The sequence below is a fragment of the Sphingobium mellinum genome, from assembly GCF_037860795.1.
Taxonomy (GTDB): domain Bacteria; phylum Pseudomonadota; class Alphaproteobacteria; order Sphingomonadales; family Sphingomonadaceae; genus Sphingobium; species Sphingobium mellinum.
This window is the reverse complement of record NZ_JBANRK010000003.1, coordinates 85,623-107,743: the sequence shown is the minus strand read 5'-3', so window position 1 is coordinate 107,743 and position 22,121 is coordinate 85,623. Positions and strand designations below refer to the sequence as shown.

The 22,121-nt window shown below is 65.8% G+C and carries 19 protein-coding genes and 1 riboswitch; of the genes, 14 read left to right on the top strand and 5 right to left on the bottom strand.

The features are described from left to right. The first annotated feature begins 16 nt into the window (after positions 1-16). From murB to AAC640_RS07430, 14 genes are all read left to right on the top strand, one after another. On the top strand, positions 17-1,030 hold the full coding sequence (murB, locus tag AAC640_RS07495; RefSeq protein ID WP_340265492.1) for a UDP-N-acetylmuramate dehydrogenase: 1,014 nt from the start codon (positions 17-19) through the stop codon (positions 1,028-1,030). Then, complete coding sequence (locus AAC640_RS07490; RefSeq protein WP_340265491.1) at positions 1,027-1,986, top strand: D-alanine--D-alanine ligase; 960 nt, start codon at positions 1,027-1,029, stop codon at positions 1,984-1,986. The genes murB and AAC640_RS07490 overlap by 4 nt, the downstream gene beginning before the upstream one ends. Then, the gene (locus AAC640_RS07485; protein ID WP_340265490.1) at positions 1,979-2,926 is read left to right on the top strand and encodes a cell division protein FtsQ/DivIB; all 948 of its coding nucleotides are present in this window, start codon (positions 1,979-1,981) and stop codon (positions 2,924-2,926) included. Before AAC640_RS07490 ends, AAC640_RS07485 begins: the two co-directional genes overlap by 8 nt. A gap of 5 nt (positions 2,927-2,931) precedes the next feature. Next, positions 2,932-4,218 (top strand): cell division protein FtsA, encoded by a 1,287-nt coding sequence (gene ftsA, locus AAC640_RS07480; RefSeq protein ID WP_340265489.1) that lies wholly within the window; start codon positions 2,932-2,934, stop codon positions 4,216-4,218. Between the two features lie 109 nt (positions 4,219-4,327). Continuing rightward, on the top strand, positions 4,328-5,785 hold the full coding sequence (ftsZ, locus tag AAC640_RS07475) for a cell division protein FtsZ (RefSeq protein WP_340265488.1): 1,458 nt from the start codon (positions 4,328-4,330) through the stop codon (positions 5,783-5,785). A 125-nt stretch (positions 5,786-5,910) separates the two neighbouring features. Continuing rightward, entirely contained in the window at positions 5,911-7,638 is a 1,728-nt protein-coding gene (locus AAC640_RS07470) for an SPOR domain-containing protein (protein WP_340265487.1), read from the top strand. Between the two features lie 7 nt (positions 7,639-7,645). Beyond that, positions 7,646-8,839, top strand: a complete 1,194-nt coding sequence (locus AAC640_RS07465) for a deoxyguanosinetriphosphate triphosphohydrolase (protein ID WP_340265486.1) — start codon at positions 7,646-7,648, stop codon at positions 8,837-8,839. 9 nt (positions 8,840-8,848) lie between these two features. Beyond that, positions 8,849-9,142, top strand: a complete 294-nt coding sequence (locus AAC640_RS07460; protein ID WP_340265485.1) for a hypothetical protein — start codon at positions 8,849-8,851, stop codon at positions 9,140-9,142. Positions 9,143-9,208: 66 nt separating this feature from the next. Next, a riboswitch (glycine riboswitch) is annotated at positions 9,209-9,308 on the top strand. A gap of 177 nt (positions 9,309-9,485) precedes the next feature. After that, positions 9,486-10,634, top strand: coding sequence for a glycine cleavage system aminomethyltransferase GcvT (gene gcvT / locus AAC640_RS07455; protein ID WP_340265484.1), 1,149 nt, complete (start codon positions 9,486-9,488; stop codon positions 10,632-10,634). A gap of 13 nt (positions 10,635-10,647) precedes the next feature. After that, the gene (gene gcvH, locus AAC640_RS07450; RefSeq protein WP_340265483.1) at positions 10,648-11,019 is read left to right on the top strand and encodes a glycine cleavage system protein GcvH; all 372 of its coding nucleotides are present in this window, start codon (positions 10,648-10,650) and stop codon (positions 11,017-11,019) included. Positions 11,020-11,070: 51 nt separating this feature from the next. Next, positions 11,071-12,429 (top strand): aminomethyl-transferring glycine dehydrogenase subunit GcvPA, encoded by a 1,359-nt coding sequence (gene gcvPA / locus AAC640_RS07445; RefSeq protein WP_340265482.1) that lies wholly within the window; start codon positions 11,071-11,073, stop codon positions 12,427-12,429. After that, positions 12,426-13,997: an aminomethyl-transferring glycine dehydrogenase subunit GcvPB gene (gene gcvPB / locus AAC640_RS07440; protein WP_340265481.1), complete on the top strand. Its 1,572-nt coding sequence runs from the start codon at positions 12,426-12,428 to the stop codon at positions 13,995-13,997. Before gcvPA ends, gcvPB begins: the two co-directional genes overlap by 4 nt. Beyond that, positions 13,994-14,635, top strand: a complete 642-nt coding sequence (locus tag AAC640_RS07435) for a DUF938 domain-containing protein (RefSeq protein ID WP_340265480.1) — start codon at positions 13,994-13,996, stop codon at positions 14,633-14,635. The genes gcvPB and AAC640_RS07435 overlap by 4 nt, the downstream gene beginning before the upstream one ends. Positions 14,636-14,646: 11 nt before the next feature. After that, positions 14,647-15,522, top strand: coding sequence for a hypothetical protein (locus AAC640_RS07430; protein ID WP_340265479.1), 876 nt, complete (start codon positions 14,647-14,649; stop codon positions 15,520-15,522). Here AAC640_RS07430 and AAC640_RS07425 read toward each other — a convergent pair. From AAC640_RS07425 to hrpB, 5 genes are all read right to left on the bottom strand, one after another. Next, positions 15,479-17,452 (bottom strand): ATP-binding protein, encoded by a 1,974-nt coding sequence (locus AAC640_RS07425; RefSeq protein ID WP_422794965.1) that lies wholly within the window; start codon positions 17,450-17,452, stop codon positions 15,479-15,481. The genes AAC640_RS07430 and AAC640_RS07425 overlap by 44 nt on opposite strands. A 127-nt stretch (positions 17,453-17,579) precedes the next feature. Beyond that, the gene (gene spt, locus AAC640_RS07420; RefSeq protein WP_340265477.1) at positions 17,580-18,842 is read right to left on the bottom strand and encodes a serine palmitoyltransferase; all 1,263 of its coding nucleotides are present in this window, start codon (positions 18,840-18,842) and stop codon (positions 17,580-17,582) included. 119 nt (positions 18,843-18,961) lie between these two features. Further along, positions 18,962-19,204 (bottom strand): acyl carrier protein, encoded by a 243-nt coding sequence (locus AAC640_RS07415; RefSeq protein ID WP_340265476.1) that lies wholly within the window; start codon positions 19,202-19,204, stop codon positions 18,962-18,964. Positions 19,205-19,322: 118 nt separating this feature from the next. Further along, on the bottom strand, positions 19,323-19,601 hold the full coding sequence (locus tag AAC640_RS07410; RefSeq protein WP_340265475.1) for an ETC complex I subunit: 279 nt from the start codon (positions 19,599-19,601) through the stop codon (positions 19,323-19,325). Between the two features lie 59 nt (positions 19,602-19,660). After that, positions 19,661-22,108 (bottom strand): ATP-dependent helicase HrpB, encoded by a 2,448-nt coding sequence (gene hrpB, locus AAC640_RS07405; RefSeq protein WP_340265474.1) that lies wholly within the window; start codon positions 22,106-22,108, stop codon positions 19,661-19,663. Between the last annotated feature and the right edge of the window lie 13 nt (positions 22,109-22,121).

Genomic DNA, 22,121 nt, shown 5'->3' with positions numbered 1-22,121 from the left:
TTGCGGAGGCGGGCGGTTGACGGCAACGGCGACGATCCTTCCTCCAGTTCGCGGCTCGATCAAGGCTCATGCGCCGCTTGGCCCCCTCGTCTGGTTCAAGGCGGGGGGCTTTGCGCAATGGCTGTTCGAACCGAAGGATGCGGAGGACCTGTCCGATTTCCTGCGCGGTCTGGACCCGGCGGTGCCGGTAATGGCGCTGGGGCTCGGCTCCAACCTGATCGTTCGCGACGGCGGTGTGCCGGGCGTGGTGATCCGTCTTGGCAAGCCCTTCGCGCTTGTGGAGCAGGTCGATGCCACCGGCCTGCGCTGTGGCGGCGGGGCTTCGGGTATTCTCGTTTCGTCCACCGCGCGCGACACGGGCATAGCGGGCCTTGAGTTTCTGCGCTCCATCCCCGGCACCGTGGGCGGCTTCGTGCGGATGAATGGCGGCGCCTATGGTCGCGAGACCTGCGATATCCTGGTCGAATGCGATGTCGTGCTGCGGACTGGTGAGCGCGTGACGATGCCCGCGCAGGCGCTGGGCTACACCTATCGTCACAGCAGCCTGCCCGACGGGGCGGTTGTGGTCAGCGCCGTGTTTCGCGGCGCGCCCGGCGATCCCGCCGCCATCCAGGCGGAAATGGACCGCATCGCCGCCGCGCGGGAGGAAAGCCAGCCGCTCCGCAGCAAGACCGGCGGGTCGACCTTCAAGAACCCGACCGGGCACAAGGCGTGGCAGCTGGTGGATGAAGCCGGCTGCCGTGGCTTGCGCATCGGTGGCGCGCAGGTATCCGAAAAGCACACCAACTTCCTCCTTAACCTCGGCGATGCGACCAGCGCGGACATTGAGGCGCTGGGCGAGGAAGTCCGCCGCCGCGTCCTGGAAAAGAGCGGCATCGACCTCGAATGGGAAATTCAACGTGTCGGCATGTTTGCCGACGACGCGGAAATTCAACGTGTCGGCATGTTTGCCGACGACGCGGAAATTCAACGTGTCGGCATGTTTGCCGACGACGCTAATCAGGAAATTTCAGTGGGTAAGACAAAGTGAGCCGTGGCCCCTGGCATGTTGCCGTCCTGATGGGCGGCTGGTCCGCTGAGCGGTCCGTTTCGCTGTCATCTGGCGAGGGCGTTGCCAAGGCGTTGGAATCGCGCGGTCACACGGTCACGCGCATCGACATGGGCCGCGATGTCGCGCTGCGGCTCACCGAAGCGAAGCCCGATATCGTGTTCAACGCGCTCCATGGCGTTCCCGGTGAGGACGGCACGGTGCAGGGCATGATGGACTTGATGGGCCTCACCTACACCCATTCTAGCCTTGCGGCCTCGGTCATCGCCATCGACAAACAGCTGACCAAACAGGCGCTGGTTCCGCATGGCATCCCCATGCCGGGGGGGCATGTCGTGAAGAGCGCCAGCCTGTTCGAAGGCGATCCATTGCCGCGCCCTTATGTGGTGAAGCCGGTGAATGAGGGCAGTTCGGTTGGCGTCGCCATCGTGACGCGCGACGGCAATTATGGATCGCCCATCGGCCGGGATGTAGAAGGACCCTGGCAGCATTTCGACGAGCTGCTGGCCGAACCTTATATTCGCGGCCGCGAACTCACCACCGCCGTGCTGGGCGACGAGGCGCTGCTGGTGACGGAGCTGCGTCCCAAAAGCGGTTTCTATGATTTCGACGCCAAATATACCGACGGCATGACCGAACATGTCTGTCCGGCCGACATCCCTCCGGAGATTGGCGAAGCCTGCAAGGCGCTCGCGCTGCGCGCGCACCAGCTGCTCGGCTGCAAGGGCGCGTCGCGCTCCGATTTTCGCTGGGACGACGCTCAGGGGATCGACGGGCTCTACCTGCTGGAGGTCAATACCCAGCCGGGCATGACCCCTTTGAGCCTGGTGCCCGAACAGGCGGCGAAACTGGGCATTGACTATGCCGAGCTGGTCGAGCGTATTATCGAGGACGCGCTTGGGCACAAGCGGGGCGCAAAGGGGGCAGGCCATGGGTGAAGCACGCATCAGGCGCGGCGGAACGGCGCGATTGACGCGCACGACCGGCCCGCGCGGCCGCAACGGGCCGGGGCGTGGGCGTCCGACCAAGCGCCGCTCCTGGATCGGCCGCATGCTTCACGCCCTGCCGATCAGTGACGAAATGCTGCAGCGCATGGCCAGCTGGGCGATCGTCGGCCTGTTCGTCGCGATCGTCGTCGGCATCGCATCCTTGCTGGGCGTGCCCGCCATGGCAGGGCAGAAGGCGGCGGAAATCGCCTCCAGCGCGGGCTTCGAGGTGCAGAAGGTCGAAGTGCGCGGCGTCGAGCGGATGGACGAACTGCCGATCTACAATATCGCGCTCGGTCAGGTGAACCGGTCGATGCTCGCGCTCGATCTGCCCAAGGTGCGCGGCGAGATGCTGAAGCTCGGCTGGGTCAAGGATGCGCGCATATCGCGTCGCCTGCCCGACACGCTGGTGGTCGACATTGTCGAGCGTGATCCGGTCGCGGTGTGGCAGCATGACGGACAACTGCACCTGATCGACGTGGCGGGCGTGGTGCTGCAACCCGTGTCGCCCGGCGCGATGCCCGATCTGCCGCTGGTGGTGGGGCCCAACGCCAACAGGGAAACGGCCAATCTCAACAAGCTCATGGAAAACGCGCCGGCGCTCAAGCCCATGCTGGCCGGCGCGACCTGGGTCGGGGACCGTCGCTGGGATCTGCGCTTTCAGTCGGGTGAAACGCTCTCGCTGCCGGAAGGTGATCGCGCTTCTGCCACCGCGCTCGTCAATTTCGCCCGCATGGATGGCATCAACCGGCTGCTCGGGCGCGGCATCGTGAAGTTCGACATGCGCGATCCCGACCGTTTCGTCCTGCGCCTGCCGGAAAACCAGGGCAACGCCAAGCCGGCCGCGAAAGCCGATACTTCCGGCGCCTCGACCGATGGTGAGGAAGGCTGACGGTCATGGCGCAGCCCAAGGTCGAAAAGCTCGTTACCGCAATCGACATCGGATCATGGAAGGTCTCCGCATTGATCGCGGGGCGGACGGAGACGGGCGAACTGGCGATCCTGGGCACCGGCCAGCGTGAAAGCCGGGGCGTGCGTCGCGGCTTCATCGCTGACATGGAGCGCACCGAACTGGCCGTGCGCGAGACCGTCGAGCAGGCCGAGCGGGTAGCGGGCACCAACATCGAGGATGTCTGGGTCAGCTTTTCGGGCGGCAGCCTGGTGAGCGATGTCGTGACGGTCGAGCGCGACATGGGGGGGTATCGCGTCGAACAGGCCGACATCGACGACCTGCTGACCACGGGCCAGCAAGGGATCGACCCCGATGGCCGGGTGGTGCTGCACGCGCAGCCGACCTGTTTCACCATCAACGGCAAGGTTCCCGTCAAGAAGCCGCTTGGCATGCATGCCGATCTGCTGGGCGTGGACATCCATGTCGTGCTGGCCGACGGCGCGCCGCTCGCCAATCTCGACCTGTGCGTGCGCGGCGCCTATCTCAACGTCAATTCGATCGTGGCCTCGCCGATCGCGACCGGCCTCGCCTGCCTGTCGGAAGAAGAGCGGGACCTGGGCGTCGCGCTGATCGAGTTGGGGGCGGGCGTCACCAATGTCTCGCTCTACGCCGGCGGCATGCTGGTGGGCCTGCACAGCATCGCGATGGGCGCGGCGGACATCACCGACGACATCGCGTCGGCCTTTGGCATCCGCCGGAGCCAGGCAGAGCGGATCAAATGCTTCTATGGCTCGGCGATGCAGAACCGCCGTGACTTTCGCGAGATGATCGAGATCGCGCCGCCCCATGGCGACGTGGCGCTGCCGGGGCAGAGCGCCGGCCCCAACGCGGATGGCGGCAAGATCACACGCGCGGCGCTGGTCGCGGTGATCTGCGAGCGGCTGAACATGCTGATGACCGAAATCAACGCGGCGCTCGCCGGCATGGGCTTCAATACCCCGACCGGTCGCCAGGTGGTGCTGACCGGCGGCGGGGCAGAGATGAAGGGCATTGCCGATTATGCCCAGGGCGCGCTGGGCCGTGCCGTCCGCATCGGTCGGCCGCGCGGCATTGCCGCTCTTCCCGAAGCGCATAGCGGGCCGGCCTTTGCAACCTTGGCGGGGCTGGCGCTTTACGGCGCTTCAAACCCGGTTGATCTTAGAACGATAGCGCCTGCTCCTCAGACGGTCCATCGTATAGGTGCACCCCAGTGGTGGCAGCGAATGGTGCGGGCGATGAAGACCAACTATTGAAATAATCGAAGTCAGACGAAATTTACTGGTGAAATACCCCGTTTTCTGTTGCATTAACCTTCGATGACAGTTTCGCTCACGTCACCGGAGCTGGAGGGAGCTAGAATTTATGAGCATTGAAATCAGCCCGCCGCATGTGGACGAGTTGAAGCCACGCATTGCGGTGATCGGCGTAGGCGGCGCGGGTGGCAACGCCATCGCGAACATGATTGCCGCGTCGGTCGAGGGCGTCGATTTCATCGTCGCCAACACCGATGCCCAGGCGCTCAATGCCTCGCCCGCCGAACGCCGCATCCAGCTTGGCCCGCAGATCACCGAAGGGCTGGGTGCCGGATCGCGTCCCGAAATCGGCAAGGCCGCCGCTGAAGAAACCATCGTGTCGGTCGAAGATGCGCTGAACGGCGCGCACATGTGCTTCATCGCGGCCGGCATGGGCGGCGGCACCGGCACGGGCGCAGCTCCCGTCATCGCAAAGGCCGCGCGCGACAAGGGCATCCTGACCGTCGGCGTCGTGACGAAGCCCTTCACCTTCGAAGGCAATCGCCGCATGAAATCGGCGGAAGCGGGCATCGAGGAACTGCAAAAGCATGTCGATACCCTGATCGTCATTCCGAACCAGAATCTGTTCCTGATCGCCAACCCCAACACCACCTTCAAGGAAGCCTTCCAGATGGCGGACGAGGTGCTGCAGCAGGGCGTGCGCGGCATCACCGACCTCATGGTCATGCCTGGCCTCATCAATCTCGACTTCGCTGACGTTCGCTCGGTCATGGGCGAGATGGGCAAGGCGATGATGGGCACCGGCGAAGCCGAAGGCGACGGCCGCGCGCTCCAGGCCGCGGAAAAGGCGATCGCCAACCCGCTGCTCGATGGCGTATCGATGCGCGGCGCCAAGGGCGTCATCGTTTCCATCGTGGGTGGCGATGACATGCGTCTGATGGAAGTCGACGAAGCCGCCAATCACATCCGTGAACTGGTCGATCCGGACGCGAACATCATCTGGGGTTCGGCCTTCAATGACGGCCTCAATGGCAAGATCCGCGTATCGGTCGTTGCCACCGGCATCGACAGCGAAGCAAGCGCCAACGCCGCGCCGCTGACCCAGCCGTTCAGCTTCGCCAGCCGTCCGGCCGTATCGGTCCCGGCCGCGGCGTCGCGTCCGGCGACGCAACCCGCCCCGGCTCCGACGTCGGTCGCGGCACCCGAGCCGGAGCCAGAGACGCTGGAGCTTGACGTTCCGGCCGCGCCCGAACCGGCGCCGTTGTCGCCGCCCGTGCAGGAAAAGGCCGCGCCCCGGCCGGCTTCGGTCGCGCCGCAGCGCCCGGCCGCCATCTTCTCTGATGAGGACCCCTCGCAGGACGAACTGCTGCTCGGCGCCGAAGTGGCCGAACCGCAGGCCGCTCCCGCCCCGGCGGCGCAGCCGGCGCCGCGCGTCGCGACCGGGGGGACGCTGTTCGAGCGCATGGCGGGGCTGACCCGTGGCGCCGACAAGAATGCGGCGGCCGCGGACAATGGCGGTTCAACGCCGGACATTCCGCGCTTCCTTAATCGCCAGAGCAACCAGTAAGAGCGCGGGCGGCGGTGCCGCCCGGTCGCGACAGGACTGCGCGCCGTCGATCGCTTCGGACGATCGGGCGCGCTTTGTCCTATCAGTAATTTCCCATTCAGGCGGCGATCCGCTAAAGGGCTTGTGTGACACGCTCGGCTTTATGGATTTTCTGCGGACTGCTTCTGGCGGGAACCGCGCAGGCCCAATCGCAGGTTCAGGCGATCCGCCCGTCGGGTGCTGAAAATCTCAGCCGCAATCTGGCTCGTCTTGCGTCCAACCCGCGCGACGTGGATGCGCTGATCGGCGCCGGCGAGGCGGCGATCGACATGGACGACATGCGCGCCGCCGCCGGATTCTTTTCCCGCGCCGATGCGGCCCAGCCCAACGATGCACGCGTAAAGGCAGGTCTGGGACGCGTCATGCTCAAGACGCAGAATCCGGCCGAGGCTCTGCGCCTGTTCGACCAGGCCGTCCGGCTGGGCTATGGTGAAGCGCAACTGCTGGCCGATCGCGGGCTGGCTCGCGACCTGACCGGCGACCAGGCTGGCGCACAGCGGGATTATCAGACGGCGTTGCGCCGCGCGCCAGAGGACGCGGAGCTTGTCTATCGATATGCCGCGTCGCTCGGCATATCGGGTCAGGTGGAGGCCGCTGAAAAGCTGCTGCAGCCGCTGCTCTATAAAAGCGACCGCCCGGCCTGGCGCTACCGCGCGTTCATTTTAGCGATGAACAACCGGCAGGACGAAGCACGCAAGATCGCGATGCAGACCATGCCAGGACAGCTCGCTGCGGCGCTCACGCCCTATATGCAGAAAATGCCTTATCTGACCGGCGCACAGAAGGCGGCGGCTGTGCATTTCGGCCATTTCCCCGCGACGATCGGCACCAGCATCGCAGCCATCACGCCCACCCCGCCCGCCGGCACCATTGTTCCTCTGGCAGCCTCGTCGCCGGTCGGAGCGGCTTCGACGCCTGCCGCCGCGCCAGGCACTTCGCCTCGTTCCCGCGGCAACAGCGACAGGGGGCGGGTGGCTCGCGCCCAGACGCCGCCCATGGCTCCAGTCGCCCGTCCCGCTCCGACGCCGGCTCCCGCTCCGGCGCCGGCTCTCGCGCCTGTGCCAGCAGCTGGCGCGCCTTCACTGGCCGCAAAGGTCCAGGGGCCGCCCGCACCCGGCACCGAAGCCATGGCCGCGCCCCGCTCACCGCAGCCCGCGCCCGCATCGTCCACGGCGAGCCAGCTCAACGCCATCACCCTGGCGCAGGCCGCCGTCCAGCGGGCTGCGGCGCCCCCGCCTGCCGCGACGCCCACCTCAACGCCCGCCCCGGTCATGGCCCGGCAGCAGCCCAATCCCGAAGCGACGCGAACCCTCGCCGACATCATCCGCGCGATCGACGTGCCGGAAACCGAACGCCAGCCCAGCGCGCAGGCCGTCGACCTCGCCGAGATTGAGAAAATGCAGGCCGCCCGCCGCGCCGCCGCCGCCGACAAGGCGAAGAAGGCAGCGGCCAAGGCAAAGGCCGATGCCGCCGCGAAGGCAAAGGCGGAAGCTGAAGCCAAGGCGAAGAAGGAAGCCGAGGAAAAGGCCCGGCTTGCCGCCAATCCTTCGCGCAGCTGGGTGCAGATCGGCACTGGTGCAGATCGCGGCGCGCTGGCGTTCACCTTGAAGAACCTGCGCCGGAAATATGACGATGTCGCGCCGCAGGACGCCTGGGTGGCAGGCTGGGGCAGGACCAACCGCCTGCTGATAGGCCCCTTCGCCAGCTTCACCCGCGCCAAGGCCGTCGAATCGAAGCTGAAGGCCGCTGGCGCGGATGTCTTCGCCTGGCGGAGCGATGCCGGAGAAGTCGTCGAGCCGATGGGCGGCAAATAGCCGCCCGATGTCGACGCTGGCCCCTTATGCCTCGCATGCGGACCGCAGCCGAGGCCGGCTGCATGCCGAACCGGGCGGCGAGATGCGAGGGCCGCGAGACATCTTTCAGCGCGATCGCGATCGCATCATCCACAGCATTGCCTTTCGTCGCCTGCGCCACAAGACACAGGTGTTCGTGTCCCCCGATGGCGATCATTTCCGCGTCCGGCTCACCCATAGCCTGGAGGTCGCGCAGATCGGCCGCACGACCGCGCGCACACTCGGCCTCAACGAGGATCTGACCGAGGCGCTTTGCCTGGCGCATGACATCGGCCATCCGCCCTTCGGCCATGCTGGCGAAGATGCGCTGGAAGCGGCGCTCGACGATCATGGCGGTTTTGATCACAACGCCCACACGCTGCGCACGCTGATGCTGCTGGAATCGCCCTATCCGCGCTTTTCGGGCCTCAATCTGAGCTGGGAAATGCTGGAGGGGCTGGCAAAGCATAATGGCCCGGTTCACCGGCCGGGCTGGGCGATGCGCGAAGTCGACGCTCTGTTTCCGCTGGACCTTGCCAGCCACAGTTCGCTGGAAGCGCAGCTGGCGGCGATTGCCGATGACATCGCCTATGATAATCATGATATCGATGATGGCTTGCGCGCCGGCCTGCTGACGCTGGACCAGTTGCTGGATGTACCGCTTGTCAGCCATTGCTGGGACCGCGTCCGCGCCCGCTACCCGGATGTGCCGCAGGACCGGCTGCTGCGGGAACTGGTCCGCGAGCAGATCGGCGTGATGGCCAACGACCTGATCGCCGCGACGCGCGACAATATTGCCCGCTCCGCCGTGGAGACGGTCGAGGATGTGCGGGCCGCAGGGCGGACGCTGGTCGGCTTCTCTCCCGAACTGGCGGCGCAGGAGCGAGACCTCAAGCGGTTCATGTATGCCACGCTTTACCATCACCCCTTGCAGCTGGCGGCCGCGAACCGCGCGCGGATCATCGTGCGCGACCTGTTCCACGCCTATCAGCGGGAGCCTGGGTTGATGCCTGCGGAATGGCGCGACGATTGCCTGCCGGACGAGCCGCACCGCAGCCGACACATCGCCGATTTCATCGCCGGCATGACTGATCGCTATGCCGAAGCGCGCCATGCCGAGATTTTCGGGGAGATGTGCTATCCTGAGGTCGCTGGCGTTGCGCTGGCGCGACGCGACCTCTAGCGTGCGCCCATGATGCTGCATCCGCAAATCGCCGCGCTCGCCGGTCGGCTGGAAGATCTTGCTGCCTTGTTGCGCGGTCAGGGTGACCGCCGCTGGTCGGGCAAGGTGGAGCTTTGCGCGCATCTTGTCGCCGATTCCAAGTTCGCCGGTGTCGATCGGTTTCTGCGCCTGTTCGATGAGGATGACGGTTTCGATGCGATGGTGCTGAACGACGCGGCCGCCAACATGCGCCTTGCCGAACTGCGCAAGGCGACGCGCATCCTGGCTGAGCGCCTGGCGAAGGAAGAGCGCGCCGCTGATTGAGCGATTGACGGCGCACGTCGTTTGGACCAAGGAATTCCTGTCGCTGGGCATCGAGGATTCGGTCCCGGACTTGATGCGGGAGAGCATGGGAAGCCTTTGAGGCCACCCCGTCGCCGAAGGAGCAACCGCCCCGGAATCTCTCAGGCCAAAGGACCGCATCATGGGCAGGCACTCTGGAAAGCGGACGGGTCATGCCGTCCCACCGAAGGGGTAAGCCATCCAGCCGCACGGCCGGTGGTCAAAGCTCTCAGGTTCCGTGACAGAGGGGGTGACAGACGCCACGGGTCCGATTGCGGATTCGGGCAGCTGTCGCTTGAAATCTTGCACGGAAAGGCCGCCTTTGATGACCGGCACTGACGACATAAGCCATATCGAAGAAGAATTGCCGCTGCAGGACCTGCCGCTGGACGCCTGGCACCGCGCCAGGGGCGCGCGCATGGTCGGCTTTGCCGGCTATCACATGCCGATCCAGTATGAAGGCATCATGGCCGAACATGCCTGGACCCGCGACCATGCCGGGCTGTTCGACGTCAGCCACATGGGCCAGCTGACCTTTTCCGGCGACGGCGTGGATGAGGCTCTGGAAGTCCTGCTGCCAGGCGATATCAAGGGCCTCATGCCTTTCCGCCAGCGCTATTCGATGCTGCTAGATGAAGAGGGCGGCATCCTGGACGACCTCATGGTCTCGCGCCTCGGCGGCGGTGCCTTCGATAGCGCCGACATCTATATGGTGGTCAATGGCGCGACCAAATATGACGATATTGGCTGGATGATCGAGCATCTGCCTGACGAAGTCGTCATGAATCACATGGACGAACAGGCGCTGCTTGCGCTCCAGGGGCCGGAAGCCGGCGCGGCGCTGGCAAGCCTTATCCCTGCAACCGCCGAACTCCTCTTCATGCAGTCGGGCCTGTTCACCTGGCGCGGCGTTCCGCTCTGGATCAGCCGGTCGGGCTATACGGGTGAGGATGGTTTCGAAATCAGCGTTCCTGCACAGGATGTCACCCTGCTCGCCGACACGCTGTGCGACCTGCCGCAGGTCAGGCCGATCGGCCTTGGCGCGCGGGATTCGCTGCGCCTGGAGGCCGGCCTGCCGCTCTATGGCCATGACCTGACGCCGCAAGTCAGCACCATTGGCGCCGACCTGGGCTTCGCGATCCAGAAGCGCCGGCGCGAGGAGGGCGGCTTCATCGGCCATGCGCGCGTAATGAAGGAACTGGCCGACGGGCCGGGGACGAAGCGAGTGGGCCTGAAGATCGAAGGGCGTCTGCCAGCTCGGGAAGGTGCGCCCATCTACGCCGGCGGCGCGCAGGTGGGCGAAGTGACGTCCGGCGGCTTCGCGCCGACCGTTGGCGCGCCAATCGCGATGGGGTGGGTCAGCCTGCCGCACAGCGCGGTGGGCACAGCGCTGGAAATCGAGGTGCGGGGCAAGCGTATCGCTGCCACCGTCGCGACGATGCCGTTCGTCCCGCACCGTTATCGCAGGAAATGAGGGGAGATTATCGATGAGCCGTTATTTCACCGACGAACATGAATGGATCGATGTCGAAGGCGAAATCGCCACTGTCGGCATCACGGATTACGCGCAGGAGCAGCTGGGCGACATCGTCTTTGTGGAACTGCCCGCGGAAGGCACCACGTTCGACAAGGGCGATGACGCCGCCGTCGTCGAATCGGTCAAGGCCGCTTCGGACGTCTATGCGCCGATCTCGGGCGAGGTCGTTGAAACCAACGGCGCGCTGGAGGATGAGCCCGCGCTGGTGAACAGCGACGCAGAGGAAGATGGCTGGTTCTTCAAGCTGCGCGTGACCGACCCCAGCGAACTGGAAGGCCTGATGAACGAAGCCGCATACAAGAAGTTCGTGGCTGCGCTCTGAGTTGATGACCGCCGCTCGGCCTGGCCGGGCATGGCGATGCAGGAAAAGATCATGCGCTACCTACCCCTTACCGACGCTGACCGGCAGGACATGCTGTCCGTCATCGGCGCGTCGTCGATGGACGACCTGTTCGTCGACGTTCCGGCTGAAGCCCGCCTGACTGACAAGATCGCCGGCCTGCCGACCCATGCCAGCGAACTGGCGGTGGAACGCCACATGGCGGTGCTCGCGAGGAAAAATCTGTCTGCGGGGGAAGCGCCCTTCTTCCTGGGGGCAGGGGCCTACAGGCATCATGTTCCGGCCAGCGTCGATCATCTGATCCAGCGCGGCGAGTTCCTGACCGCCTACACGCCCTACCAGCCGGAAATCGCGCAGGGCACGTTGCAGGTCTTGTTCGAATTCCAGACGCAGGTCGCGCGCCTGCTCGGCTGCGATGTTGCCAACGCGTCCATGTATGACGGCTCGACCGCGTGCTGGGAAGCGATCGGCATGGCCCGCCGCATTACCAGGCGGGGCAAGGCGATCCTGTCGTCGGGCCTGCACCCGCATTATGTCTCTGTCGCAAGGACCATGGCGAAATTCACGGGCGACCTGCTGGTCCACGACAACCCGGCGCTTGAGGCCGCGACCGATATCGACGCGCTGATCGCCGGCATCGACAAGGATACCAGCTGCATCGTCGTGCAATATCCCGATATTCTGGGCCGCATCGCCGATCTGACGCCGCTCGCTGACGCCGCCCATGCGGCCGGCGCACTGCTGGTGGCAGTGGTGACGGAGCCGGTGGCCCTCGGCGCCATCAAGGCGCCCGGGGCGATGGGCGCGGACATCGTGGTGGGCGAAGGCCAGTCGATCGGCGTCGGGCTCCAGTTCGGCGGTCCCTATCTCGGCCTCTTCGCGTGCAAGCAGAAATATGTCCGCCAGATGCCGGGGCGCCTGTGCGGCGAAACTGTTGATGCGGGGGGCAAGCGGGGCTTCGTCCTGACGCTGTCGACCCGCGAACAGCATATTCGGCGTGAAAAGGCGACGTCCAACATCTGCACCAATTCGGGCCTGTGCGCGCTCGCGTTCAGCGTCCACATGACCCTTCTGGGCGAAAAAGGATTGCGGCAACTGGCGGCGCTGAACCATGGCCTGGCCGTGCAGGCCGCCGATCGCCTGGCAAAGGTGCCCGGCGTCACGCTGCTCAACGACAGCTTCTTCAACGAATTCACGCTCATCCTTCCGAAGGACGCGCGCGAGGTCGTCCGCAATCTCGCCGACAAAGGCGTCCTGGCCGGCGTATCGCTCGGCCGGCTGTTCCCGGACGCCGCTGATATTGGGCAGGGCCTGGTCGTGGCTGTTACCGAAACCGTAACGGCGGAAGATATCGAAGCCCTTGCGCGGGCGCTTGAGGAGGAACTGGCATGACCATGCTTGGGGAAGGCCGCCCCACCGCGCCGCAGGCCGTCAACGACGCGGCGACCATGCCCGTCACCGTGACCGGCAACCGCGCGCTGATGCTGGAAGAGGCGCTGATCTTCGAGATCGGATCGACCGGGACGACGGGCGTCGATTTCGCCGAAGCGCCCAGGGTGGAAAGCCGCCTCGGCACGCTCGCCCGGACTGACCCGATCGGCTTGCCGGGCCTGTCGGAGCAGGAGACGGTGCGCCACTACACCCGCCTCAGCCGCCAAAACTACGCCATCGACCTTGGCCTGTTTCCGCTCGGCTCCTGCACGATGAAGCATAATCCGCGCCTGAACGAAAAGGTCGCGCGGATGCCCGGTTTCGCCGACCTCCACCCGCTCGCGCCACAGTCGACGGTCCAGGGCGCGCTGGCGGTGATCCATGAACTGGCCGAATGGCTCATCAAGCTGACGGGCATGCATTCCGTCGCCATGAGCCCCAAGGCGGGCGCGCATGGCGAGCTGTGCGGCCTGCTTGCGGTCCGCGCCGCCCTCGAAGCGCGGGGTGACGCACGCAGTGTCATCCTCGTCCCCGAAAGCGCGCATGGCACCAATCCCGCCACCGCTGCCTTCTGCGGCTACAAGGTGGAGGATATTCCCGCGACTCCCGACGGCCGCGTCGATCTGGAGGCGCTCAAGTCGCGCCTTGGCCCCGATGTCGCCGCGGTGATGATCACCAACCCCAACACATGCGGCCTGTTCGAACGCGACATGAAGGTGATTTCCGACGCGGTCCATGCCGCCGGTGCCTTCGTCTATTGTGACGGTGCGAACTTCAACGCCATCGTCGGCCGTGTCCGCCCCGGCGATCTTGGGGTCGATGCGATGCACATCAACCTGCACAAGACCTTTTCGACGCCTCATGGTGGCGGCGGGCCGGGCTCAGGCCCCGTGGTGCTGTCCGAGGCGCTGGCGCCTTTCGCGCCGCTGCCCTTCGTCGAACGTCACGGCGACAGCTTCCTGCTGGTCGAGGAAGAAACGGCGGAAGATCATCATGGCGCCACATTCGGCCGCATGGTCGCCTTCCATGGCCAGATGGGGATGTTTACCCGCGCCCTGGCTTACATCCTCAGCCATGGCGCGGACGGCCTGCGTCAGGTCGCGAGCGACGCGGTACTCAACGCCAACTACATCTTGCGCAGCCTGGAAGATGTGCTGGACGCGCCCTTCAGCGCCAGCGGCCCATGCATGCATGAGGCACTGTTCAGCGACAAGGGACTGGCCGAAGGCTTCACCACGCTGGATATTGCCAAAGGGCTGATCGACGAAGGCTTCCACCCGATGACCATGTATTTCCCGCTGGTCGTCCATGGCGCGATGCTGGTCGAGCCCACTGAAACCGAAAGCAAGGCTGCGCTCGACCAGTTCATCATGGCGCTGCGGAGCCTGGCGGAACGCGCGAAGGCGGGTGACGAGGCGCTGAAAGGCGCGCCCTATTTCGCGCCGCGTCGCCGGCTCGACGAAACGCTCGCCGCGCGTAAGCCAGTCCTTACCTGGGCCGATCCGACGCTGGCGCAGGCCGCGGAATGACGGATCAGCCGGAACCTTGGGAGCCGGGTTCCGGCCCGTCCGCTGCTGACAAGCTGCATGCGCCAGCGACCGAGCGGAACCGCGACGCCATTCTCGCACTGTTGCATGACGAATTGCCCGCTTCCGGCCTGGTGCTGGAGGTGGCAAGCGGCAGCGGCGAGCATGTGGTGCATTTCGCCGCTGCCTTTCCCGCGCTGCAATGGCAGCCGAGCGATCCCGACCAGGCCGCGCTCGCCTCCATCGCTGCTTGGCGGGAGGAAGCGGCGCTCCCCAACCTCCGTCAGCCGGTCCGGCTCGACGCGGACGGTGACTGGCCGGTCGGACGGGCCGATGCGGTCCTGTGCATCAACATGGTGCATATCAGCCCGTGGGACGCCACGCTGGGCCTGTTGAGGGGCGCGGGCAAAAGCCTGCCGACCGGCGGGCTGCTCTATCTCTACGGCCCATATATGCGCGATGGCGTGGAAACGGCGCCCTCCAACCTCACGTTCGACGCTTGGCTCAAGGCGCGCGACCCACGCTGGGGTCTCCGCCGGATGGAGGATGTCATTGCCGCCGCCGATGCCGAAGGGTTCCGCTTCGACCGGCTTGTGGAGATGCCGGCGAACAATCTGTCGCTTCTGTTTCGTCGGCGCTAAAGCCTGGCGCCATGACGCAAAGCCTCGCAGCCCTCGTCTCTGCCGAACTCGCCGCTCCCGCCGACCCGCGCGCGGCCGCCATGGCCGGCGCACTGGCGGCACAATATCCGCATGCGTCGCGTGCGGTCCTGTTCTACGGCTCGTGCCTTCGGGAGCAAAATCTCGACGGGCTGATGCTCGACTTCTACCTGATCGTGTCCGACTATCGCGCCGCCTATGGGAAAAGTTGGCTGACGAGCGCCAACCGCTTGATCCCGCCCAATGTATTCCCGTTCGAACATGGTGGGCTGATCGCCAAATATGCCGTGCTGTCGGAAGCCGACTTTGCGCGGCTCAACAGCCCGGCCGCCGACAATGTATCCGTATGGGCGCGCTTCGCCCAGCCGGCGCGTCTGCTGTGGGCGGCGGATGATCTTGCGCGGCAGCGGGCGATCGCCGCGATCGCCTCCGCCGCGCCCACATTGCTCTCGCTAGCCCGGCCGATGACGCAGGATCAGGATGTGCTTTCGCTTTGGAAGGAAGGCTTTACGCTGACCTACAATGCCGAATTGCGGGCCGAGAAGAAGGGCCGGTCCCTCTCCATCGTCGATGCCGACCCTCGGCGCTATCGCCGCTTTGGCGAAGCCGCGCTGGCGCGTGGACTGCCCGCGTCGCCGCAACAGCCTGCCGCGCGCTGGCGCCAGTTGCAACGGCGCGGCAAATGGCTGTCCGTCGTGCGGCTCGCCAAGGCAAGCTTTACCTATGCCGGCGGCATCGATTATCTAGCGTGGAAGATCAATCGCCACGCCAGCACGGCGATCGAGATCAAGCCCTGGCAGCGGCGCTGGCCACTGATCGGCGCGCTCACTCTGCTGCCGCGGCTGTTCCGGGGTGGTGCGATCCGCTAAGCGCTTTCGATAGCGCATGGGCCAGGCCCAGCAGCGTATAGGGCTTGCGGAGCACCTCATGTCCCTCGAAGTCGGCGCGCTCCGCAGTATCCCCGGCATAGCCGGTGACGAACAGCACGGGCACATGCGCAAACGCCGCAGGCAGGCCACGCACCATTTCAGGGCCAGTCATGTCTGGCATCAGTACGTCGCTGACGATCAGCCCTATGTCGCGATGGCTGGCGAGCAGCTTGGCCGCCTTTGACGGGTGGTCGCAGGCGACGGGCAGATGTCCCAGTTCGGCCAGCGCCGCCATCGTCTGGTTGAGCACGCGCGGGTCATCCTCGACGACAAGGATGCGTGTGGGAGGATGCAGCACCGGCTCACAATCGGGCGCGTTCGCCTCCAAGAGCATCGCGCCCTCTGCGCCTACATGACGCGGCAGGTAGAGGTGGACGGTCGTGCCCTTGCCCACTTCCGATTCGATGCGGATGTCGCCCCCGCTCTGATGGACGAAACCGAAGATCTGGCTGAGGCCGAGGCCGGTGCCCTTGCCAACCGGCTTGGTGGTGAAGAAAGGTTCGAACACGCGGGACAGCAGCTCGGCCGTCATCCCGCATCCATCGTCGCTGACGCTGATAGTCACATAGTCACCCGGTGCGCACTCGCCGACCTCGTTGGCGGCAAGGGTCACGCGGCCCGTGCGGATGACCAGCTGACCGCGGCCGTCCATGGCGTCGCGGGCATTGACGCACAGGTTGAGCACCGCATTTTCCAACTGGTGCTGGTCAACAAAGGTCCGCCACCCCTGCGCGCCCTTTTCGAAACTGACGGTAATCTGGTCGCCGATCGCCCGATCGATCAGTTCGCCGATGCCGGCTACCAGCGTATCGGGTTCAATCGCGCTGGGCAGCAGCGGTTCGGACCGGGCGAAGGCGAGCAGTCGGCGCGTCAGCGCGGCGGCACGATTGGCGCCTTCCATCGCATTGTCGAGATGGCGGCTCGCGTCGCGGGGCTTTAGTCGTAGCTTGCGTTTGGCGAGTTCCAGCCCGCCCACCACTACGGCCAGCATGTTGTTGAAATCATGCGCAATACCGCCTGTCAGCTGACCAACAGCGTCCATCTTCTGCATCTGCCGCAGATTTTCCTCTGCCGCCGCTCGTTCCAACGTTTCCTTTTTCAGCTGTTCATAGGCCTCGGACAGTTCGGCCGTGCGCGCGGCGACGGCTGCCTCCAGCCGGTCGGCCCGTTCCGATTCGGCGTCCGCCAAACGGCGCGCATTGCGCCTTTCGGTATAGGCGGCGTTGGCCATCCATAGCGCGAACAGCACGCAAAGCAGCAACACCAGGCCGAAAAGGCGCGATGTCTTGTCCACCCATGCGGTGCGATCACCCGCCAGGGTCACGGCGACGCTGCGCTCTTGCAGCCGCGCATTTTCCGCCTCGATCACCTGGTCGAGCAGTTCCGTGATGCGCTTCAGGTCCTCCGACCGACCGGCGCGGTGGAACTGGGCCAAGGCGCCCATCTTCTGGTCATATGTGGTGCGCAGGCCGATTTCGTTCAGTGTCTTGCCGCGCTGCTCAAACGCCTGTTGGAGCGCGCGCACATTGGCGCGCTGCCAGCCCGACCGGCGGGTCGCATAGGTCAACAGCTTCAACTGGCTGGACGCGGTGCGCCACTGGTCCTGGAACAGCCGGCCGACATCGGGATCAAGGCTGATAACATAGCGGGCCAGCGTGACTTCCGCGCGCGCAGTCTTGGCTTCGAACGCCCGGGCGAGGGCGATGATCTCGAAGCTGCGGCGTTGTTCCTGCAACGCGCGTTCATGGTCACGGGACGCGTCGCTGGCGCTGTACAGCAGCGTTCCCAGCGTGCCGATCAGCAATATGACCAGTACCAACGGCAGCGCGCGCCGTGCCGCCGCTCGCCAGCCAGTTGTCTGATCTTCCATATAATAGCTGTCCGCCATCAACCGCTACATTAGTCGAACAGCATCGATTGCGAAATATCAAGGGTGAAAAGCTTTTCCACCACAGCCGGCATTCGCTTGGGGCCGCCATCGGCTCGGCGCGCTAGGGTCAGCCGATCGCTCCGGTTGCCTTGCCGGCGGCTTCGAACATGCCGATGATCTGGCCGACCTGGTCGTCGCTATGCTCCGCGCATAGGGAGCAGCGCAGCAGGAATGTGCCCGTCGGCGTTGCTGGCGGCCGGGCCATGTTGACATAGAGGCCAAGTTCCAGGAGCGCCTGCCACATCGCGACGGCCTGGGTCTGATCGGTCAGGATGACGGCGATGATGGCCGATTGCGGCGTTGCCGTGCCCAGCCTGAAGCCGAGGTCAGTCAGCCCCTTGTGCAGGCGCTGGCTGTTCTTCCACAGGTGCGCGCGCTTTTCGCCGGCGTGCATGAGCTTGCGGATCGAGGTCGCGGCCGTCGCGACGACGCTGGGGGGCAGCGACGCGGTGAAGACATAGGGCCGGCAGACAAGGCGCAGAACATCGAACTTGGGATGGTTCGACACGCAGAAGCCGCCGACCGTGCCAACCGATTTAGAAAAGGTGCCGACCACGAAATCGACGTCCTTTTCGACGCCCTGTTCCTCGTAGACGCCGCGGCCATTGGGACCGAAAAAGCCCATGCCATGCGCTTCGTCGACCAGTATCATGCAGTTGGCATGCTTGCGCACCGCCGCGACCATCTCGGGGAGGGGGGCGACGTCACCCAGCATGGAATAGACGCCCTCCAGCACCACCAGCTTCTGCGCGTCGGCGGGCAGGCGGCCCAGCCGCTTGTCCAGATCCTCGACGCTGTTGTGGCGGAAGCGGACGATTTCGGCATCGCCCAGGAAGCAGCCGTCATAGATGGATGCGTGGCTGTCCGCGTCCAGCACGACATAGTCGCCCTTCCCCGCGAGCGTGGAGATCATGCCGAGATTGGCCTGGTAGCCGGTCGAAAAGACCATGGCACTGCTGGTGCCGTAAAATTCCTTGAGCGCTTCCTCGACTTCCTTGTGGCCCTGATAGGTGCCATTGAGAACGCGGCTGCCCGTGGTCCCGGCACCGAATTCGTCGAGCGCCTTCTTCCCGGCTGCGACCACGTCCGGGTCGAACGTCATGCCCATATAGTTATAGGTGCCCAGCAGGATCGTGTCCTTGCCCTTGATCACGGCCTGGGTCGGTGACTTCACCTCGTCCATGACGATCGCGAAGGGATCGCGCACGCCGGTCGCCAGCAGCGCCTCGCGCTCGCCGATAATCGGGTCGAACTTGGAAAACAGGTCGCGCGCGCCGGCCACTTCGGCGGGCGTATGGGCGTCGGTAGCGGTTTCCGCAGCGTCGGTCATACATTATATCCGTTCGGTTCGAGCCGCATCGAGCGTGTCGAGATGCGTCAGTCGAGAACTCTTCCCCCCATCCCGACCGTCGGTTCTCGACAGGTTCGATGCGAACGGGGGTGGCTTGGTTAGTTCTTCAGCTTGGCCACAGCGTCGACCAGCTGGCCGACATTTTCAATCTCTGCCTGCATGTTCATGGTGATGATGATGTCGAATTCGTCCTCGATCGCGGCGACGAAGTCCATCACGGTCAGGCTGTCCCATTCCAGATCGCCGGCGAAGGTGGTGGCTTCGCTCAACGCCACGCCCTTTTTGTTGAAAGGCGCGATCTGGCTCACGATGCTGTCGAAAATCTGCTGGCGATCCGTCATTATCTCTTCGGGGCTTTCCGGTGAAAGGGCAGCTTCTGCCCTTGATCCGCGCCTCTTGGCAAGGGAATAAGGCGGCAATCAGGCAGCATCGCGCCCGAATGTGCCGCAGCCGCCGGCCTTAACGAAAATTGTCGGCGTAGGCCTGAATCTTGAGCGTCTTGGGCGGGGTGGGTATCAGCCTGTAATCGATGCCATATTTGTCCGCATAGACGCGCGCGGCATCTTGCGAAGGGAAGGTCAGTCTGACCTGGCTCTGTGTGTCGCCTGATCCGGACCAGCCGGTCAGCGGGTCGGGCTTCCGCGCTTCGCTTGGCGCGAATTCCAGCACCCACTTGTCGGTACGGGCCTTGCCGGACTGGAGGGCGTTCTTCTGGATCTGATAGATGCGCGCGGACATCGTGGCGTCAAACTCCGTGGGAAGGTGCCGGTTGCGTTGCACCAGCGAGCGGGTTCAAGTCAAGGCTTGGCCTTGGCGTCAGCGCGTTTGGTGCGCAAGGTGGCGCTGGCCGCAGCCGGGTCGTCGGGCCATGGATGTTTGGGGTAGCGTCCGCGCATCTCCTTGGCGACGGCGCTCCAGCTGCCCGCCCAAAAGCCGGGCAGGTCGCGTGTCGTCTGGATCGGCCGTCCGGCCGGCGAGGTGAGCGACAGGACCAGCGGAATGCGCGCGCTTCCCACCACGGGATGTTCAGCGAGGCCGAACAAGGCCTGGACGCGCAATTCGACACGCGGTCCGCCCTCTGCCGCATAGTCGATGGCATGGCTGCTTCCCGCCGGCGATCGGAACTCGGGCGGGGCGAGGCGGTCGAGCTGTTGCTTGCCATCCCAGCCGATCAGTCCTTCCAATACGCCCGACAGTTGTGACCGGTCGATGTCGGACAGGCGCCTTTTCCCCGCGAGCAGCGGCGGAAGCCATTCGTCGAGGCTGGCCATCAGCGCTTCATCGGACAGCTGCTCAATGGCAGCGAAGGCTGCGCGCGTCCGCAGCGATTGTGCCGCCTCCGACCAGGGCAGCAGGTCAAGGCCGCCCTGCCGCACACCCTCCATCAGCGCCGCGACCACTGCTTCCGGATCGGGCCGGTCGTCGGAGCCGGATGACAGCCGGATCGCGCCCAGCCGCCGTTCCCGCAATGCCTCCACGCCGCTATTGTCGGGCCTGAAGCGAACGGTGCGATGCTCTGCGACCCGCGAGCCGAAAAGCCTCAGTATCTCGGCTTCGCTGATCGGCGCGGCCGACAGAATGCGGGCGCCCGCCGCGCTGCCCTGCACTTCGCCGACCGCCAGCCATTCCTCACGCGCCAGGGAACTCAGCGGGTCGAGCCGAAAGCCCCGGCCGCCGACGCTCGCCCAGTCCGCGCCGTCTCCCGATCGCCGCTTCGCCACGCGGTCGGGAAAGGCAAGCGCCAGGCAGAGGCCGCTGTCATGGTCGCCAACGCCTCCACCAAATTGTCCGCCCACCAGCTTCGCCCATCGCTTGGCCAGTCCACGCGCGGCCTCGGCGCGCCGCCCGCTCTCCCGTCGCCAGCGCATCCGCCGCTGCGACAGGTCGACATCCTGTCCGCCGATCCCGCGCTCGCCCAGCAGCACGGCGACCTCCGCAGCGGTCCCGGCCAGCCCTCTCTCCGCCGCGCGCGCCAGCATATGGCCGATGCGCGGCTCCAGCGGCAGGCGCGCCAGTGCCCTGCCATGCTCGGTAATGCGACCATCGGCATCCAGCGCCTCCAACACCGTCAGCCTGTTCCTGGCCTCGCTCACCGCAGCGGCGGGCGGCGGGTCGAGCCAGCGCAGGCTGGCCGGATCGGTCACGCCCCACAGCGCGCAGTCGAGCAGCAGGCTGGACAGGTCGCTTTCCACTATCTCGGGCGGGTCGAAGGGCGGCATGCCCGCCGTCGCCGCCGCTTCCCACAGCCGATAGGCGACACCCGGCCGCTGCCGTGCCGCACGGCCGGCGCGCTGCGTCGCCGCCGCCTGGCTCGCCCGCTCGGTCACCAACCGGGTCACCCCGGCCGCCCGATCGTAGCGCGGCCGTCGTGCCAGCCCTGAATCCACCACGATCCGGACGCCGTCGATGGTCAGGCTGGTTTCGGCGATCGACGTCGCCAATATCACCTTGCGCCGGCCCTCGTGCGAAGGCCGGATGGCGGCGCGCTGGGCTGTCGGGTCCAAGCTGCCATGCAGCCGATGCAGTTCAACCTCCACGCCCTCCAGCCGTTCGGCGGTGCGCTCGATCTCTGTCACGCCGGGGAGGAAGGCGAGCAGGTCGCCCTCCGATTCCTCGCTGAGCGCCCGCCTGATCGCCGCTGCCATCTCATCCTGGATCCGCCTTTCGCCCGCGCGGCCCAGATAGCGCAGGTCCAGCGGTTGTATGCGTCCTTCGCTTTCGATCACCGGTGCTCCGCCCAGCAGCGTGGCGAAGCGCGCGCCGTCCAGGGTTGCGGACATCGGGACGATCCGCAGGTCAGGCCGCAAGGCGGCCTGCGCGTCCAGAGCCAGCGCCAGACCGAAGTCGCTGTCCAGGCCACGCTCATGCACCTCGTCGAACAGCACGGCGGATATGCCGGCCAGCTCCGGATCCTCCTGGATGCGCCGTACAAATATCCCCTCGGTGAGCACCAGCAGGCGCGTTCGCGCCGACTGCCGGCTGTCCATCCGCGTCGCATAGCCGACCGTGCCGCCCGGTTCCTCACCCATCAGCTCCGCGATCCGCTCGGCCGCTGCCCGTGCCGCGAGCCGCCGGGGCGAAAGCAGCAGTACCTGTCCGTTGCACCAGGGCTGGTCCAGCAGCGCCGGCGCAACTGCGGTGGTCTTGCCCGCGCCGGGGGGCGCGACGAGCACCGCGCTGCTCGTGGCCCGCAGCACCTCCAGCAGCTGGGGAAGAACATCCATGATGGGCAGCGGCACAGTCATCGCGACCCTCTCG

Excerpts from the sequence above, each read along its gene's own strand:
- AAC640_RS07485 (WP_340265490.1), top strand. The coding sequence starts at position 1,979 with ATGGGTGAAGCACGCATCAGGCGCGGCGGAACGGCGCGATTGACGCGC.
- ftsA (WP_340265489.1), top strand. The coding sequence starts at position 2,932 with ATGGCGCAGCCCAAGGTCGAAAAGCTCGTTACCGCAATCGACATCGGA.
- ftsZ (WP_340265488.1), top strand. The coding sequence starts at position 4,328 with ATGAGCATTGAAATCAGCCCGCCGCATGTGGACGAGTTGAAGCCACGC.
- AAC640_RS07465 (WP_340265486.1), top strand. The coding sequence starts at position 7,646 with ATGTCGACGCTGGCCCCTTATGCCTCGCATGCGGACCGCAGCCGAGGC.
- AAC640_RS07460 (WP_340265485.1), top strand. The coding sequence starts at position 8,849 with ATGATGCTGCATCCGCAAATCGCCGCGCTCGCCGGTCGGCTGGAAGAT.
- gcvT (WP_340265484.1), top strand. The coding sequence starts at position 9,486 with ATGACCGGCACTGACGACATAAGCCATATCGAAGAAGAATTGCCGCTG.
- gcvH (WP_340265483.1), top strand. The coding sequence starts at position 10,648 with ATGAGCCGTTATTTCACCGACGAACATGAATGGATCGATGTCGAAGGC.
- gcvPA (WP_340265482.1), top strand. The coding sequence starts at position 11,071 with ATGCGCTACCTACCCCTTACCGACGCTGACCGGCAGGACATGCTGTCC.
- gcvPB (WP_340265481.1), top strand. The coding sequence starts at position 12,426 with ATGACCATGCTTGGGGAAGGCCGCCCCACCGCGCCGCAGGCCGTCAAC.
- AAC640_RS07435 (WP_340265480.1), top strand. The coding sequence starts at position 13,994 with ATGACGGATCAGCCGGAACCTTGGGAGCCGGGTTCCGGCCCGTCCGCT.
- AAC640_RS07430 (WP_340265479.1), top strand. The coding sequence starts at position 14,647 with ATGACGCAAAGCCTCGCAGCCCTCGTCTCTGCCGAACTCGCCGCTCCC.
- AAC640_RS07425 (WP_422794965.1), bottom strand. The coding sequence starts at position 17,452 with ATGGAAGATCAGACAACTGGCTGGCGAGCGGCGGCACGGCGCGCGCTG.
- spt (WP_340265477.1), bottom strand. The coding sequence starts at position 18,842 with ATGACCGACGCTGCGGAAACCGCTACCGACGCCCATACGCCCGCCGAA.
- AAC640_RS07415 (WP_340265476.1), bottom strand. The coding sequence starts at position 19,204 with ATGACGGATCGCCAGCAGATTTTCGACAGCATCGTGAGCCAGATCGCG.
- AAC640_RS07410 (WP_340265475.1), bottom strand. The coding sequence starts at position 19,601 with ATGTCCGCGCGCATCTATCAGATCCAGAAGAACGCCCTCCAGTCCGGC.
- hrpB (WP_340265474.1), bottom strand. The coding sequence starts at position 22,108 with ATGACTGTGCCGCTGCCCATCATGGATGTTCTTCCCCAGCTGCTGGAG.